The 13,605-nt window shown below is 69.4% G+C and carries 11 protein-coding genes; 5 read left to right on the top strand and 6 right to left on the bottom strand.

The window, feature by feature from the left end; all coding sequences use genetic code 11:
* Positions 1-2: 2 nt before the first annotated feature.
* The gene (locus tag ACYVAQ_RS07985; protein WP_460788008.1) at positions 3-626 is read left to right on the top strand and encodes a TetR/AcrR family transcriptional regulator; all 624 of its coding nucleotides are present in this window, start codon (positions 3-5) and stop codon (positions 624-626) included.
* 25 nt (positions 627-651) lie between these two features.
* Here ACYVAQ_RS07985 and ACYVAQ_RS07980 read toward each other — a convergent pair whose 3' ends face one another.
* Positions 652-2,025: a flavin monoamine oxidase family protein gene (locus ACYVAQ_RS07980; RefSeq protein ID WP_460788006.1), complete on the bottom strand. Its 1,374-nt coding sequence runs from the start codon at positions 2,023-2,025 to the stop codon at positions 652-654.
* Positions 2,026-2,123: 98 nt separating this feature from the next.
* Between ACYVAQ_RS07980 and ACYVAQ_RS07975 the strand changes: the two genes are divergently transcribed.
* Genes ACYVAQ_RS07975 through ACYVAQ_RS07965 form a run of 3 tightly spaced genes read left to right on the top strand, consistent with a single transcriptional unit; the run spans position 2,124 to position 6,305 of the window.
* The gene (locus ACYVAQ_RS07975) at positions 2,124-3,371 is read left to right on the top strand and encodes a saccharopine dehydrogenase family protein (protein WP_460788004.1); all 1,248 of its coding nucleotides are present in this window, start codon (positions 2,124-2,126) and stop codon (positions 3,369-3,371) included.
* Positions 3,371-4,906 carry a flavin monoamine oxidase family protein gene (locus ACYVAQ_RS07970; protein WP_460788001.1) on the top strand — a complete coding sequence of 512 codons (1,536 nt, stop codon included), beginning with the start codon at positions 3,371-3,373 and terminating at the stop codon, positions 4,904-4,906. Before ACYVAQ_RS07975 ends, ACYVAQ_RS07970 begins: the two co-directional genes overlap by 1 nt.
* Before the next feature lie 28 nt (positions 4,907-4,934).
* Positions 4,935-6,305 carry an MFS transporter gene (locus ACYVAQ_RS07965; protein ID WP_460787997.1) on the top strand — a complete coding sequence of 457 codons (1,371 nt, stop codon included), beginning with the start codon at positions 4,935-4,937 and terminating at the stop codon, positions 6,303-6,305.
* 409 nt (positions 6,306-6,714) lie between these two features.
* On the opposite strand, the gene ACYVAQ_RS07960 is transcribed toward ACYVAQ_RS07965, so the two are convergent.
* Genes ACYVAQ_RS07960 through ACYVAQ_RS07940 form a run of 5 tightly spaced genes read right to left on the bottom strand, consistent with a single transcriptional unit; the run spans position 6,715 to position 12,116 of the window.
* Positions 6,715-7,425 (bottom strand): response regulator transcription factor, encoded by a 711-nt coding sequence (locus tag ACYVAQ_RS07960; RefSeq protein ID WP_460787994.1) that lies wholly within the window; start codon positions 7,423-7,425, stop codon positions 6,715-6,717.
* A 5-nt stretch (positions 7,426-7,430) separates the two neighbouring features.
* The gene (locus ACYVAQ_RS07955) at positions 7,431-10,028 is read right to left on the bottom strand and encodes an FtsX-like permease family protein (protein ID WP_460787991.1); all 2,598 of its coding nucleotides are present in this window, start codon (positions 10,026-10,028) and stop codon (positions 7,431-7,433) included.
* Positions 10,025-10,705 (bottom strand): ABC transporter ATP-binding protein, encoded by a 681-nt coding sequence (locus ACYVAQ_RS07950; protein ID WP_460787988.1) that lies wholly within the window; start codon positions 10,703-10,705, stop codon positions 10,025-10,027. Before ACYVAQ_RS07950 ends, ACYVAQ_RS07955 begins: the two co-directional genes overlap by 4 nt.
* A complete protein-coding gene (locus ACYVAQ_RS07945) occupies positions 10,702-11,427 on the bottom strand; it encodes an ABC transporter ATP-binding protein (protein WP_460787985.1) in 726 nt (241 codons plus the stop codon). Before ACYVAQ_RS07945 ends, ACYVAQ_RS07950 begins: the two co-directional genes overlap by 4 nt.
* Positions 11,424-12,116 carry a hypothetical protein gene (locus ACYVAQ_RS07940; protein ID WP_460787983.1) on the bottom strand — a complete coding sequence of 231 codons (693 nt, stop codon included), beginning with the start codon at positions 12,114-12,116 and terminating at the stop codon, positions 11,424-11,426. The genes ACYVAQ_RS07945 and ACYVAQ_RS07940 overlap by 4 nt, the downstream gene beginning before the upstream one ends.
* On the opposite strand from ACYVAQ_RS07940, the gene ACYVAQ_RS07935 reads away from it, so the two are divergent.
* A complete protein-coding gene (locus tag ACYVAQ_RS07935) occupies positions 12,115-13,506 on the top strand; it encodes a sensor histidine kinase (protein WP_460787981.1) in 1,392 nt (463 codons plus the stop codon). The genes ACYVAQ_RS07940 and ACYVAQ_RS07935 overlap by 2 nt on opposite strands.
* Positions 13,507-13,605 lie beyond the last annotated feature (99 nt).

Here is a 13,605-nt window from a genome sequence, read left to right as displayed (position 1 = left end):
ACATGGCAAGGCGTCCCAAGCACGATCCACAGGAGTCCGCCCGCGAGATCCTGGACGCGGCAGAGGACTTCTTGCGCGACCACGCGTTCCGCGAGCTGACCGTCGAGGCGGTCATGAGTCGCACCGGGTTGAAGCGTCCGGCGTTCTACGTCCACTTCCGCGATCGCCACGACCTGACGCTGCGGGTCGTGGAGGACGTCGCCCAGGAGGTCGCGGCGCTGAACGAGCAGTGGCTCGCGTCCGATCACTTCTCCGCCGCGAGCCGGGAGGCGATCCGCGGCATGGTGGACGTCTTCGTGCGGCACGGGCACGTGCTCCGGGCGCTCGCCGACGCCGCGGCGAGCGACGCCGCGGTGGAGGCTGCCTACACCGCAGTCGTCGACGGCTTCGTCGAAACCAGCTACAAGCGGATCGTGGCCGAACAGGCCGAGGGGCGCATCCGCGCTGACCTGGATGCAGAGGAGACGGCGCGCGCGCTGGTCAGCATGGACGAGCGCTACATGACCCGAGCGCTCACCGCGGAGCCGGTCACGGACCCCGATCGTGTCGCCGATGTTCTGTTCCAGATCTGGTCGGCAACGCTGTACGGAGTGGTGCCCGAGACGGCGGAGACGTCGATGGAGTGACGACGTCGCCGACCCGGGCCCCGGGTCAGCTCAGTCGGAGTGCTCGGTCGACCTCCTCGGCCGCGCGCTCTGCGGCGCGGACGGCTCCTTCGAGGTAGGACTCGAACTCGACCGACGACTCGGCGCCGGCCCAATGGATGCGGCCGACCGGAGTGACGCCTGCGTCGGTGCAGGTCGTGATGACGCCGGGCGCACGGATCCCGGCCACGCCGGCGATCCAGGGCTCGTCGACCCATGACTGCTCCACGTACCGGTCGATGTCGCGGGCGCGGGGCCCGAACAGGGTGACGAGATCGCTGACGAAGGCCTGCTGTCGGGCTTCGGCGTCGTCGATGACACTCCTGCTCCAGGTGGGGCCCGGGCCGTTCTCGGCGATGCCGACGAAGCTCACCAGGATCCCTACGCTCCCGTCGGGCGGGGAGTTGTCGGCGACGAAGTGCGCGACCGGAAGATCGGTCAGGGCCGAGCCGTTGAGGCCCTCCTCGCGCCAGAACGGGCGGTCGTACACGGCGAAGACCTTGCGCTCGCGGCCGTTGCGCCACAGGCGCTGGAGCTGCGCGCGACGCATCGGGAGCTCGGGCCTGAACGCGATGCGCTGGGCGTCCGCGGGTGTCATCGCGACGATGACTCGCTGGCAGTGGATGGTGTCGTGCGCCGTACGCACGGTGACGACGTCGCCATCTTGATCGATGGAGTCGACGGGGGTATCGAGGACGACCCGGTCTCCGAGCCTGTCGGCCAAGGTGTGGGCGATCTTTGCCGTGCCGCCGACGACCCGCATGTCCTGGGCGCCGTCGGCGACGTTCATCATGAAGTCGATCCCGCCGGAGGTCGTGATCTGATGCAGGGCCTTCAACAGCGAGATCTGGTGCGCGGACTCGGCGAAGATCAGGGCGAACCCGAGCAGGAATACCTTGCGAGCCTCTGCGGTGCGGACGTTGCGGTCGAGCCAGCTGCCGAGGGTGATGGCATCCCAGCGCTCGGCCCTGCGCGCCGCCCAGGGTGCGGCAGCGGGAACGCTGCGCGCCATCCAGCCCAGGCGCAGCTGGGCTTGGGCGAAGTCCGCCAACGCCCGCGGTGACATCGGAGGGATCGTCCCCTCGTAGGTGCGCCGGTTGCCGTGGCGCAGGTAGATCGTGCGCCCGTCGGTGAAGGTCTTGAACGTCGTCAGCCCGAGCTCGTCGATCAGGGAGAGGAGCCGGGTGTGCAACGGGCCGATCCACTGTCCTCCGCCTTCGGTGATGACGCCGCCGCCGACATCGAGGTTGATCGTGCGTCCGCCGACCCGGTCGGACGCCTCCAGCACAACCACCTCGTGGCCGCGTTGGGTCAGCCGGTGAGCCGTGGTCAAGCCGGAGATCCCGGCTCCGATGATGGCCACCTCGGTGGTGCGTGTCATGGGTGTTCCTTTCGGTGGAGGGGCGGGAGTACGCCGGGCGAGCAATTACTTACACTACGTCATTGACGCAGCGTAATCTTCGATCTAAGGTCGCCCGCATGACCACTTCTGCTCGCATCGTGTTCGTCGGGGCCGCCGGAGAGATGTGCCGCATCGCCATCGAGCGGTTCGCCAAGGCCCCCGGCGCCTGGGAGCTGCTCCTGACCGACATCCGCCCCGAGCTCCTCGACCCGCTGGTCGCCAAGCTCCCGCGTGGCATGGCCTCCACCCAGCGCCTCGACCTGTACGACGCCGCCGACTTGCGTCGTACCATCGCGGGCGCCGATCTCGTGGTGCTGGGTGCAGGCCCGTACCTGCGCACGTTCGGCCCCGTGATCGAGGCGTGCCTGGAGCTGAAGGTGCCCTACCTCGACATGGACGACGACGTGGAGAGCACCGAACACGCGTTGACGCTGGACGCGAAGGCGAAGGCCGCAGGCATCCCCATTTACGTCGGGTGCGGCACCTCGCCGGGCCACTCGAACATCCTCGCCGTCGACGCCGCGCGCGACCTCGACGTCGTCGAGGGCATCGATGTGTGCTGGCTGATCGGTGAGGAGCGGCCGGTCGTCGGGCGCGCCGTCCTGGAGCACATGCTCCACATCTCTGGTGGTGACTGCCTGACCTGGGACGACGGACGACGCGTCACCCGGGAGAGCTTCGTCCAGACCGGGCGATTCCCCATCCTCGCCGACGAACCCGAGCTGTTGCTCTACGAGACCGCTCATCCCGAGCCGGTCACGCTGCCGCGGCGCTTCCCCGAGGCGCGCCGGATCAGGTGCTTCGGGGGCCTCGACCCCGCCCCTCTCAACGGCATGTTCCGCGGACTCGCCCGCGCGATCGAAGCCGGCAAGATGAGCCAGAAGGACGCCGTCGACTTCGCCTACGACGTCGCCACCGGTGGCATCGGACGTCCGATGCGCGGCTGGCTCTTCGCCGGCGGCGGAACGCTCGGCCAGGTTCGCCGGGGCGAGACCCGCGCCGCGGTACTGGCGCGCTACGTCACGCGCGAGGCCCTGGGTAGGCAGGACGACTTCAAGGGCGGCATCCTTGCCACGGCGTACGGGACCAAGGACGGCAGGCCGGCCAGGTCGACGCGCCGCACCCGGTTGGCGCACGACCGGGCGTTCAGCAGCATGGGCGAGGCGACGGGTACGCCGTGCGCGGCGATGGCCCTTCTCGCGCTGCAGGACGCCGGCACCCGCGTCGGGGCCTTCGCTCCGGAGGACTGGATCGATCCCGCCAAGTACTACCAGGCGCTGGAGGCCGTGGGCATCCCGCGCGCGGAGATCGTGGAGATCGTGTGATGGCACGCGGTGACACGAACCTGAGGCCGTCCGTCGTCGAGGCCACACGGCGCAACCTGCTGACGGCCGGCGCAGCCGGTGCCGCAGCGAGCTTGTTCCTCGGTGCCGAGCCGGCGCTCGGCGCAACGGCTGCGGTGGAGCGCACCGCGGACGTCGTCGTGATCGGAGCTGGCATCTCCGGCCTGACGGCAGCCCGCCGACTGGTTCAGGCGGGCAAGTCGGTGGTGGTGCTGGAGGCCAACAACAGGGTGGGTGGCCGCACCTACGAGCTCGATCTGGGCAGCGGAGTCACGACCGAGGGCGGTGGGGAGTGGATCGCCCCGAGCCAGGATCACGTCCTCGCGCTCATCAAGGAGCTCGGTCTGAGCACGTTCCCGACATACGACGAGGGACAGGCCATCTACTACCGGAAGGGCCAACGTGCCCTGTTCACCGGCACGCTCCCCCCGATGCAGTCACCGCTCGGACTCGCTGACTTCGCCCAAGCAGAGGCGAAGCTGACCGCGATGGCGGCGACCGTGCCGGCGGGCACGCCGTGGCAGGCCCTGCTCGCGAAGACCTGGGACCACACGACCTTCGGCGACTGGCTCGACCAGAACATGCTCGACGAGGAAGCGCGCTGGCTCGTCGGCCTCGCGTACACCCTCGTCGTCTGCAAGGACCCGCACGCTGTGTCGCTCCTCTACATGCTCAACTTCTTCAACACGGCAGGCGGCTTCGAGGAGCCCATCACGGTGAAGGGAGGCGCCCAGGACTCGCGTGTCGTCGGCGGCTCGTGGCTGATCTCCCAGCGACTGGCCGCGGGTCTCCCGAAGGGTGCGTTGGTCCTCGGGTCGCCGGTGTCCGAGGTGCGGCAGTGGGGCACCGACGAGGTCACCGTGGTCTCCGGCCGCGCCACCGTCCACTGCCGCCAGGTCGTCGTGGCGATGTCTCCTACCGAGGCCAGCCGCATTGTGTACACCCCGGATCTGCCCTCCCGCGTCACGGGCGCGCAGCACAACGGCGGCAGCGGCACGATGAGCAAGCTCTTCATGGAGTACGACACCCCGTTCTGGCGCGAGGGTCTGAACGGGGGGCCGCCGCTGAGCGGACTGGTGATCAGCGACCGGATGATGACCCCGGTCGTCTCCGACAACTCCCCGCCCGATGGCAGCAAGGGGGTGCTCGTCACCTTCATGATCGCCAACGCCCCGGTGGCGAACCCGTATCTGCACTGGACCGACGACGTGGTCAACGACCGCTCCGTGCGGGCGCAGCGACTGGGGGAGGACCTGGCAGTCGTCTTCGGAGACGCCCGCTTCCAGCAGGGCCGGTACGCCGAGAAGCTGTGGACCAACGAGCAGTGGATCCACGGCTGCGTCAACATGAACGCCCCCGGCGTGCTCACGACCTACACCGACGCACCCACGACTCCCGACGGGCGGCTGCACTGGGCGGGGTCGGATACCTCGCTCGCGGACCACCCGTCGTACATGGAGGGTGCCGTGATCGCCGGCGAGCGGGCCGCCAGCGAAGTCATCTCAGCCCTGACGTGACCTTGTCCACCACCTGAAAGCAGCCGCCATGAGATCGTCCATCCTTGCCGCAGCGGGCGGCGTGACCGACCGCCTGGGACAGTCCCGAGCCGCCGCCTACCTCGCGTACGGCGCCCTCCTGGGCAGCTCCCAGATGCTGTTCCTCACCTATGCACCGGTGGCGTCACGGGTCCACGGCTCGCTGGGTGTCTCCGAGGCGAGCGTGGGGAACCTGGCGATCGTCGTACCCATCGCCTGCGTGGTGCTCGCCTCGTGGTCGGGACGTCTGCTCGACAAGGACTTCCCACGCGCCCTGGCGGTCGGCGCGGTCTTCACCGCCGCGGGAGCGATGACGCGTGCTGTGGCGGTCACGTCGTACGACGTGGCGTTGGCCGGCCAGGTGCTCGTGGCGATCGGGCAGCCCTTCGCGATCAACGGCATGACCAAGTTCGCCGTGCGCAACACCGCGCCGTCCAGGAGGACCGCGGGCGTCTCCTTCCTCAGCGCCTGCGTGTTCTTCGGCATCCTGGTCGCGGCGGCGGGTGGCGGACTCCTGCTGGACCGGGGTGGCCTGGCCATGCTCGTCAGGGTGCAGAGCGGCCTCGCGCTCCTCGCCTGCGTCGGCGTGCTCGTCACGGTCAAGGTCGCGCCACGCGAGGTGAGCGAACCGGTGGGCAGGATCCGCTTCAGCTCACTGCCCAACCGGGGGACGCTCGGCCTGCTCGGAGGTGGCATGTTCCTCGGTTTTGGTCTGTTCACGGTGCTGGTCACCTGGCTCGACACCCTCGAAGGAAACGCCGGTCACCCGAACCTGGGGCAGGCGCTGGTCATCGTCATCACGCTCGCCGGCATCGCCGGTGCAGCGATCCTGCCCAGCGTCGCCCAGAGCACGAGTCGGCGGCGGGAGACCGCCGCCTGGATCTTCGCCATATCTGGGATCTGCCTGGTCGGGCTGGCGATCTTCCATGCCGTCCCGATGCTCGTGATCTGCGCGACGGGACTCGGGTTCTTCCTCATGGCCGGACTGCCCCTGATCTACGACTGGTCCGAGCTCATCGTGGGCCCCGAGCTTGCGGCGACCGCCATCGGCTTCTTGACGCTGGTGGCCAACCTCGGCGGAACGATCCTCGCCACCCTGGCCGAGGCCATGCTGGCGCACCCGACGATCGCGTTCCTCGTACTCGCGGCGCTCTGCCTCGTCGGCGTCGAGCTGAGCCTCCGGATCGCACCGTCCGCTCGCGCTGAGCTGATGTCGGTCGAGTTGGCGCCGACGGCGCCGCAGCGCAAGAAGGACGTACGGACCCGCCCGACCGGCGATGCCGGCGACGCGGGGCACCGCAGCTTCCTCTGGGTGATCGCAGGCCTTGTCGCGTGTACCGTGCTCGTCCGCCGCATGCTGCCGCAGACGTCGCCGCGGTGAGCGCTGCTGTGCACATACTGCGCACAGCGTGATCATCACCAGCCGCCGGCCATCGTCAATGATCGAGCCGTTTCCGCAGGTCACATGCACATCGACCGCACTCGACGGTTGCTGGCGTCAAGCGTGCACAGGTCCCCTGGTATTGCTGAGACTTCAGCGTTTCCGCAGGTCAGGGCGGCAATTCGTCTCGTCGCACGGCATCTACTGTGCACAGCCCCCCGGATGCCGTGGTGTGCACGGACTCCCCGCGCCGCAGTGATGCCGGACAAGACCGCCGCCGCCATCACTGCGATGCCCGGCAAGGGTGGTGAACGTCGCGGACATTCAGACTCCTGAGGACGACGGGGCCGAATGGTTCCCAGGACCGGCCGCTGCGCGCGTTCCCTGATTCGGGACGGCGCGATTGGTATCAGGTCGTGCTTGAACTCATGTCGAGCCGGTATCCGTGCCCCCGCACGGTAATGATCGCGGGTAGTTGTGGTTGCCCGCGCTCGGCTTCAGCAGTGTCGGCGAGACGACGGCGGAGTGCTGCGATGTGGACGTCGAGGGTCTTGGTGGAGCCGTACCAGTTGGTGTCCCACACGTCGCTGATCAGTGCTTCTCGACTGACCGCGCGATCGGGTTCGAGCGCGAGTCGGGCGAGGAGGTCGAACTCTTTGGGTCGCAGCGCGATCTCCTGCCCGCGGACGAGGGCCCGCCGGGCAGCGGTGTCGATGGTGAGGTCGCCGTACTGGTAGGTCTCGCGTACGCCGGCGATGTTGGCGCGGCGTAGGTGGGCTCGGACGCGGGCGAGGAGCTCGGTGAGCCGGAACGGTTTGGTGAGGTAGTCGTCGGCTCCGGATTCGAGTCCTTCGACGACGTCCATCTCGTCCTTGCGGGCAGTCAGCACGACGATGACGCAGTCGGGGTGGCTGCGCCGTAGCTCGCGGCACACGTCGATGCCGTCGAGGTCGGGCAGGCCGAGGTCGAGCAGCGCGAGGTCGATGTGGCCGGAGGCGGCGGCCTTGAGCGCGCCCTCGCCGGTTGTCGCATGTCGTACGTCATGGCCGTTGGCAGTGAGCGCCGAGGTGAGCAGTTCCCCGATGCGCTGTTCGTCCTCGACCACCAGCAGCCGTGCCACGATCCCTAGCCTAGGGCGCGTAGCAGGTCGCGAGCGCGGGTGCGGGCCCGGTTGACGATGACCAGCGTGGCTGCCCAGACCGTGGCAGCGGCACCGACGAGGACGCCGATGAGGTAGGTCCATGGGACGGCGAGCGATGTCGGTGGCGGGTCGAAGACTCCGGTGAGGACCTTGACGGTGAGTTCGGAGATGACGGCGCCGCTCAGCAGGCCGCCGACGGCGCCGATCAGGAACACGAAGCAGGGTTCTGCGCCGAAGAGCCGCCTGATCTGGCGGGGGCTCGCCCCGAGTGCGGTGGCGACGGCCAGCCCGCGGCGACGTTCGGCCAGGCCCAGGCCGAGGACGAGGCCGCCGGAGAGAGCGGCGATGATCAGGGCGAAGGTCAGTTCCAGTCGGGTGAGCCGGCCGAGGTCGACCGAGGTCAGGCTGGACCCGACCAGGGCGCGTGCGTCGAGGAGGGTGATGACCTCGCCGTTCGTGCCGACGGCCTGACTGATCCGGTTGGCGGTCGGAGCGATCGACTGGCCGCCGGTGTCGATCAGGAAGCTGCCGACGGCATCGGAGTGGCTCTGCTGAGCCAGGTAGCTGGTGTTGGTGAGGATGAAGCTGTCTTTGGGGGCGGTCGGGAACTCGTTGACGACGCCGATGAAGTGGAACGGCACTTCGCGGTACTGGTGAGTGGTGGCGTCCTGGATCCGCAGCCGGAGCAGGTCGCCGGGGTTGAGCTGGTAGTCGTTGACCGTCTCTGCGCTGACGAGTGCCCCGTCGGGGTGGGTGCGCAGCAGGTCCATCGCTTCGGTGGCGGTGATCCCCTGGAAGTAGGAGTCCTGCAGGTGGGTGGCGCTGGGCAGGGCAGCCGGGTCGATGCCGTACATGTCTTGGAGGTCGGCGCCGACGTAGGCGTAGCGGTGCAGCATCGGTTGGACGTGCTGTACGCCAGGGACCGTGGCGAGCGTCGCGGCGTAACTCGGCGGAACGTGCGCACCGGGTGAGGTGTTGACCGTGATGTCGGCACCGTTGGTCAGTTGAGCGTCGACCTCGGCCTGCTGGCGGTAGGTGGCGTTGAACGTCGAGGACGAGACCGCGTAGGCGAGGGCGAGCGCGAGCAGCACGGTTGCTCGGGCGATCGTGCCGCGCCGGTGGGTGAGCATCGATACGGCGGCCGGTGCCAGGGCCCCGAGCGCGGGCCGGGTGAGGTGCGTCAGGAGTCGGCGTCCGTGGAGCAGCATCGCGTCGGCCAGGCGCCAGCACAGCATGCCCAGACCGAGCCAGGCGAGCATGGGGCCGAGGAAGGCCCAGTAGCTGGCTGTCACGGTGGGCACCCCTTCGGGAGCCAGCACGAGCGTGTACTTGTTCTGGCCGGCGAGGAGGTAGACGCCGATGCCGGCGGCAATCAGCAGGACGTCGAGGCCGAAGCCGAGCCAGGCTGGACGGTTCCGTCGCGAACCGTCGGGGCGCGCGGACAGTGCCCGGGCGTCACGGATCGCGGGTCGCGCGACGACACCGCAGGCCACGCCGAGCCCGACCGCGGCGGCAAGCGTGTCCCAGAACAAGGTCGGCCGGGATCCGGTCGCCCATGCGATCAGCAGTCCGACCGCGCTTCCGACGACGCCGGCGAACAGTGATTCGGTCAGGCTCAGGGCGATGATCTTGCCGGTCGAGGCACCGCGGGCCCGCAGTGCGGCTTGTTCGGTACGGCGGCGTGCGGCGCCGGCCTCGACCACGGACCCGGTCAGGCCTGCAGCCAGCAGGGCGCCGGGCACGGCGAGGAACAGGAAGAGGATCCGCGCGTAGGCGGCGTCCTCGCGTGCAGCGCCGAGCGCGGCGCCGAGGTTGCTGCCGACCGTCGCCGCTCCGGCGGTGCGGGCCGAGAGGTTGTTGGCGGCTCCCAGGTCGTCGGCGTAGGCGGCGCTCGGTGAGTGCGGGAGCGCTGCGTGGTTGCGTGCCACATGCAGCTGGGTCACGGTGGGTTGACCGGCATAGGCCTGGGCGAACTGTCGGTCCGGGAGCAGGACGACGTTGTCCGGCGGTGCGACCGGTTGGGCGGCCGAGCCGACCTGTTGGAACAGAGAGTCTGCCTGTGGGAGCTCGACGACGCCGGACACGGTGAACCGGTAGTGCTTGCCTCCGGCCACGTCGATCGTGACCGTGTCGCCGGGGGCGGCGTGGAGATTGGCCGCGGTCTGCTGGGCCAGCAAGGGGCCGTCGATGGAGCCGACGAGCAGCCGCATCTCGCCGGGGAAAGTGGCGTTGTAGCCGGGCGGTAGACCGAGGACCTTGCCGGCTCCGGTCTGCTGTCGGGTGCCGCCGGTCGTCGCACGGAGTCCGGCAGCGTCCCCGAAGGTGACAGGGAGGGCGGAGCTGTTGCGGGGATCGGTCTTGAGCTGCGCAGCGACGGCGGTCGGGGCGCCGCCGGGGTTGACCTGCACCTGCCAGTCGACGGCGACGCCGGCTGCCGCGCGGGCCGTCATGGTCTGCTCGGAGTCGACGAGGAACCCTCCGAGGCCAGCCAGGAGCGCGACCGCGATGGCGATGCCGACGCTGGTCGCAGCGAGGCGAGCCGGCCGGCGCCGGATGAGGCCGGTGAGCCACCGGGCGATCATGCGACCATCTCACCGTCGCGGAGGGTCCACTGCTCGTCCAGGATCGCCGCGATCGCGGGGTCGTGGGTAGCGATGACCAGTCCCGCCGCCACGTGCTCGGCCGCGGCCACGAGCTGCTCGACGACGAGAGACCCGTTGTGGCGGTCGAGCTTCCCGGTCGGTTCGTCGGCCAGGATCAAGGCCGGGTGCGAGGTGATCACCCGAGCCACGGCGACACGTTGGGCCTGCCCGCCGGAGAGCTCGTCGGGTGTGTGCTGCTCGACCGGAGACAGCCCGAGCAGCCGCAGCGCTGCCGCGGCCTGTTCGAGCGCAGGTCCAGGGGCCTCGCCGCGGATCAGGAGTGGGAACGCCGCGTTCTCCAGCGCGGTCAGCGATGGGATCAGGCTGGGTTCTTGGAACACGAGGCCGGCCCGCTCGGGGTGGCCGAACGGGCTCGTTCCCCATGCCGGCCAGTCGAGCACGCCGGACGTGGCGTGGTCGAGTCCCGCCATCAGTTGCAGGAGGGTCGACTTGCCCGAGCCGGACGGCCCGGTGAGGGCGACCCTGCTTCCGGGCGTCACGCCACAGGTGACCGCGTGGAGGGCGACGACGGCACGTTCTCCGCGTCCGTAGGTGCGTCCGACCCGGTCGCAGGAGACCAGCGGAGCTGTCGGTGGGGCAACGGCGGACGTGGTCATGCGAGTCGACCTTCTGACAGTCGGAGGTTGCGGTCCGCTGTAGCGGCGACCGCCGCACTGTGCGACGCGACCAGGACGGCGCATCCGGCGTCGGCCTGCCCGCGCAGCAGGCGAAGGAGACGTTCTTCGGTGGCCTGATCAAGTTCCCCTGTCGGTTCGTCGGCGAGCAGCACCCGAGGCTTGTTCGCCATCGCCACGGCAAGGGCGGCGCGTGCCCGCTCTCCCCCGGAGAGCTGGTCGGGGTAGGCGTGTGTACGGCGTTCCAGACCCAGCTGCGCAAGGAGCGCCGATGCGTCGGGGCTCTTGCCGCGGACCAGGCTCTGCGCGAGGCGGATGTTGCCGAGCATGGTGAGGTGGTCGAAGAGATCGCCTGACTGAGACATGGTGCCGATCGAACGGGCGCGCAGCGACGCGCGCGCGGCCTCGGAACGGCCGCTGATCCGTTCTCCGGCGATCCAGACGGTCCCACCTGAGGGCTCGTCGGTTCCTGCGAGGCAACCCAGCAAGGTCGACTTTCCCGAGCCTGACGGTCCCGAGATCGCCACCAGTTCCCCAGCATGGATCTCCAGGGTCACCCCTTGAAGCGCGAGCGTCTCCTCCTCCTCGGCCCGGTAGAACCGGTACAGGTTCTTGGCCTCCAGGACCGGCGACCGGTCGGCGGTTGCAGCCCCAGTCGCCGCGGCAGTCATGGTGGTGGTCGCGGAAGGGTGCGTGGTGGTCACTTCCAGGCCACCGAGTCGCTGACGATCTGCCACGGGTCCACGTTGTCCGCGTTCTGCGGACCGGTGAGGGTCAGTACCGCTTCCTGTCCCCGGCGCCAGAACTCGTAGCGCTCGACCGCATCACGGACGACCTTGTCCGTGACCGGGTCGGGCTTGGAGTCGATCAGGTAGCGGATCCGTACCGCCGTCCCGGCGCCCTTGCGGGTGACGGTGTCGACATCGGTGAGCTGGAACTGCGGCTGGCTGCCACGCAACTGCGGAACGTCTGTACTCCTTGCCGAGGCAGGGGTCGGGGCCTGGGCAGCCGAGAGGACCTGTATCGCGATGCTGTTGAAGTGGTCGGTGAACGAAGCGACACCACCATGGGTGGACTGCGCCCATCCTTCGGGCACGCTGAAGTGGACCCGAGTGCCTGCCACGACGTGGTCGACGAAGACCGCGTTGTCGGGGATGTCGCCCGGAGGGTTGAACTCGGTGGGGTGCGTGGCCGGTGCGGGGTTGGAGGTCGTCGGCGCCGGAGAGGTGTCCGGTGCGCCCGAACCGGTCGCAGTCGACGCAGGAGTGGTCGCCGGCGGGGGTGCCGTCTGCCCGCCCGGTGACGAGTTCCCCGAGCCACAGGCCGCAAGAGCGGCGGTGAGGACCCCTGCGAGGGACAGGCCGAGGATGACGCGAACAGGCGTTGAGGACATGGCACCGACGCTAGGTCGAAGGCCGTCAGCGGCAGGCCAGCGTGAGGTTAGCGTTCGGCAATACCGCGCTCGCGCCGATCATTGGCGCGCCTGCTGGTGGGAGGCTGTCGTCATGAGTCGGCGGATTTCGCTCGTGGCCATCTCGACGCTCGTGGTCGCCGCCGTCCTGTTCGGCGTACCGCTCACGATCGCCACCGTGCACGACGCGAACAACACGCAACGCAGCCTGCTCGAGCGCTCGGCGCTGCGGGCTGCGACCGCGCTCGCTCCGACCCTGCAACACGGCGATCCGGCTGAGCTCCCGCCCGCCCCGTCGGGAGTCACGATCGCCATATATGAACCGAACGGCACGCTCATCCAAGGTGACGGACCGGGCAGCTCGGAAGCCGCGGTCCGGGCAGCCCATGCTCACGCGGCGACCGACGCCGACAACCCCGGGACGATGGTCGTCGCGATCCCGGTGAGCAGCAACGAGAAGGTGTACGCCGTTGTGGTGGCCTCGTCCTCGACATCGACGGTGCGCGCGAGCATCACCCGGCGCCTGCTGGGGCTCGCCAGCCTGGCCGCTGTCGCGCTCGCGCTCGCCGGAGGCTTCGCGTTCTGGCAAGCACGTCGCCTGGCGCGGCCGATGGCTCGGTTGGCCTCCGCGGCAGCAGCGCTCGGCGACGGCGACTTCGCCGCCCGAGCTCCGCGCTCCGGCGTACCCGAGATCGACAAGACCGCAGCTGCTCTCGCCACGGCCGCCGATCAGCTCGGTGCCCACCTGGAACGGGAGCGGAACTTCGCCGCCCACGCTTCCCACCAGCTGCGTACGCCGTTGACGCGACTGATCCTCGAGCTCGAGACAGGCCTCCAGGGCACACCGGATGACTTGGCGCCGGCGGCAGAGCGGGGGCTGTCGATGGCCGAGCACCTCTCCGAGACCGTGGACGATGTGCTCGCGATCGCCCGCTCGCCCCACAGCACCGCGGGGGTGTCGGCCGGGCCGGTTCTCGACGCACTCGCTGACCAGTGGCGCGGTCCGCTCGCCGCCCACGACCGGCCTATCCGGGTCCGCGCTGATCCTGTGCTCCGAGCCGCCGCATCGCCGGCCGCCCTGCGGCAGATCTTGCAGGTGCTCCTCGACAACGCCTACCGCCACGGAAGCGGAGTCGTCAGCCTGGTCGCACGTCCCGCTGGCGGCACCATCGCCATCGATGTCACCGACGAAGGAACAGGGGTGACCACATGGCCCCCACCCGAGGGAGCCAACCTTGGCCTTCCCCTTGCGCGGTCCCTTGCCACCGATCTGGGTGGCCGCCTCATCTACGCCTCAGCGCCCACAACCAGGTTCACGCTACTGCTTCCCCGACCGCACGACGACGAGTCCAGTGCAACCGGAATCGAGTAGCCGTCACCCGCGGCAGCCTCGCTACTGCGCACAAACTGTGCACAGCAGGATCATCACCGGCCGTCAGGGCTCGTCATCGAGTGAAACGTTTCCGCAGGT

This window comes from Nocardioides maradonensis, from assembly GCF_054777115.1.
Note: the sequence above shows the minus strand (reverse complement) of the source record. Positions and strands in the feature narration are given on the sequence as shown.

Excerpts from the sequence above, each read along its gene's own strand:
- ACYVAQ_RS07985 (WP_460788008.1), top strand. The coding sequence starts at position 3 with ATGGCAAGGCGTCCCAAGCACGATCCACAGGAGTCCGCCCGCGAGATC.
- ACYVAQ_RS07980 (WP_460788006.1), bottom strand. The coding sequence starts at position 2,025 with ATGACACGCACCACCGAGGTGGCCATCATCGGAGCCGGGATCTCCGGC.
- ACYVAQ_RS07965 (WP_460787997.1), top strand. The coding sequence starts at position 4,935 with ATGAGATCGTCCATCCTTGCCGCAGCGGGCGGCGTGACCGACCGCCTG.
- ACYVAQ_RS07970 (WP_460788001.1), top strand. The coding sequence starts at position 3,371 with ATGGCACGCGGTGACACGAACCTGAGGCCGTCCGTCGTCGAGGCCACA.
- ACYVAQ_RS07940 (WP_460787983.1), bottom strand. The coding sequence starts at position 12,116 with ATGTCCTCAACGCCTGTTCGCGTCATCCTCGGCCTGTCCCTCGCAGGG.
- ACYVAQ_RS07975 (WP_460788004.1), top strand. The coding sequence starts at position 2,124 with ATGACCACTTCTGCTCGCATCGTGTTCGTCGGGGCCGCCGGAGAGATG.
- ACYVAQ_RS07950 (WP_460787988.1), bottom strand. The coding sequence starts at position 10,705 with ATGACCACGTCCGCCGTTGCCCCACCGACAGCTCCGCTGGTCTCCTGC.
- ACYVAQ_RS07935 (WP_460787981.1), top strand. The coding sequence starts at position 12,115 with ATGGCACCGACGCTAGGTCGAAGGCCGTCAGCGGCAGGCCAGCGTGAG.
- ACYVAQ_RS07955 (WP_460787991.1), bottom strand. The coding sequence starts at position 10,028 with ATGATCGCCCGGTGGCTCACCGGCCTCATCCGGCGCCGGCCGGCTCGC.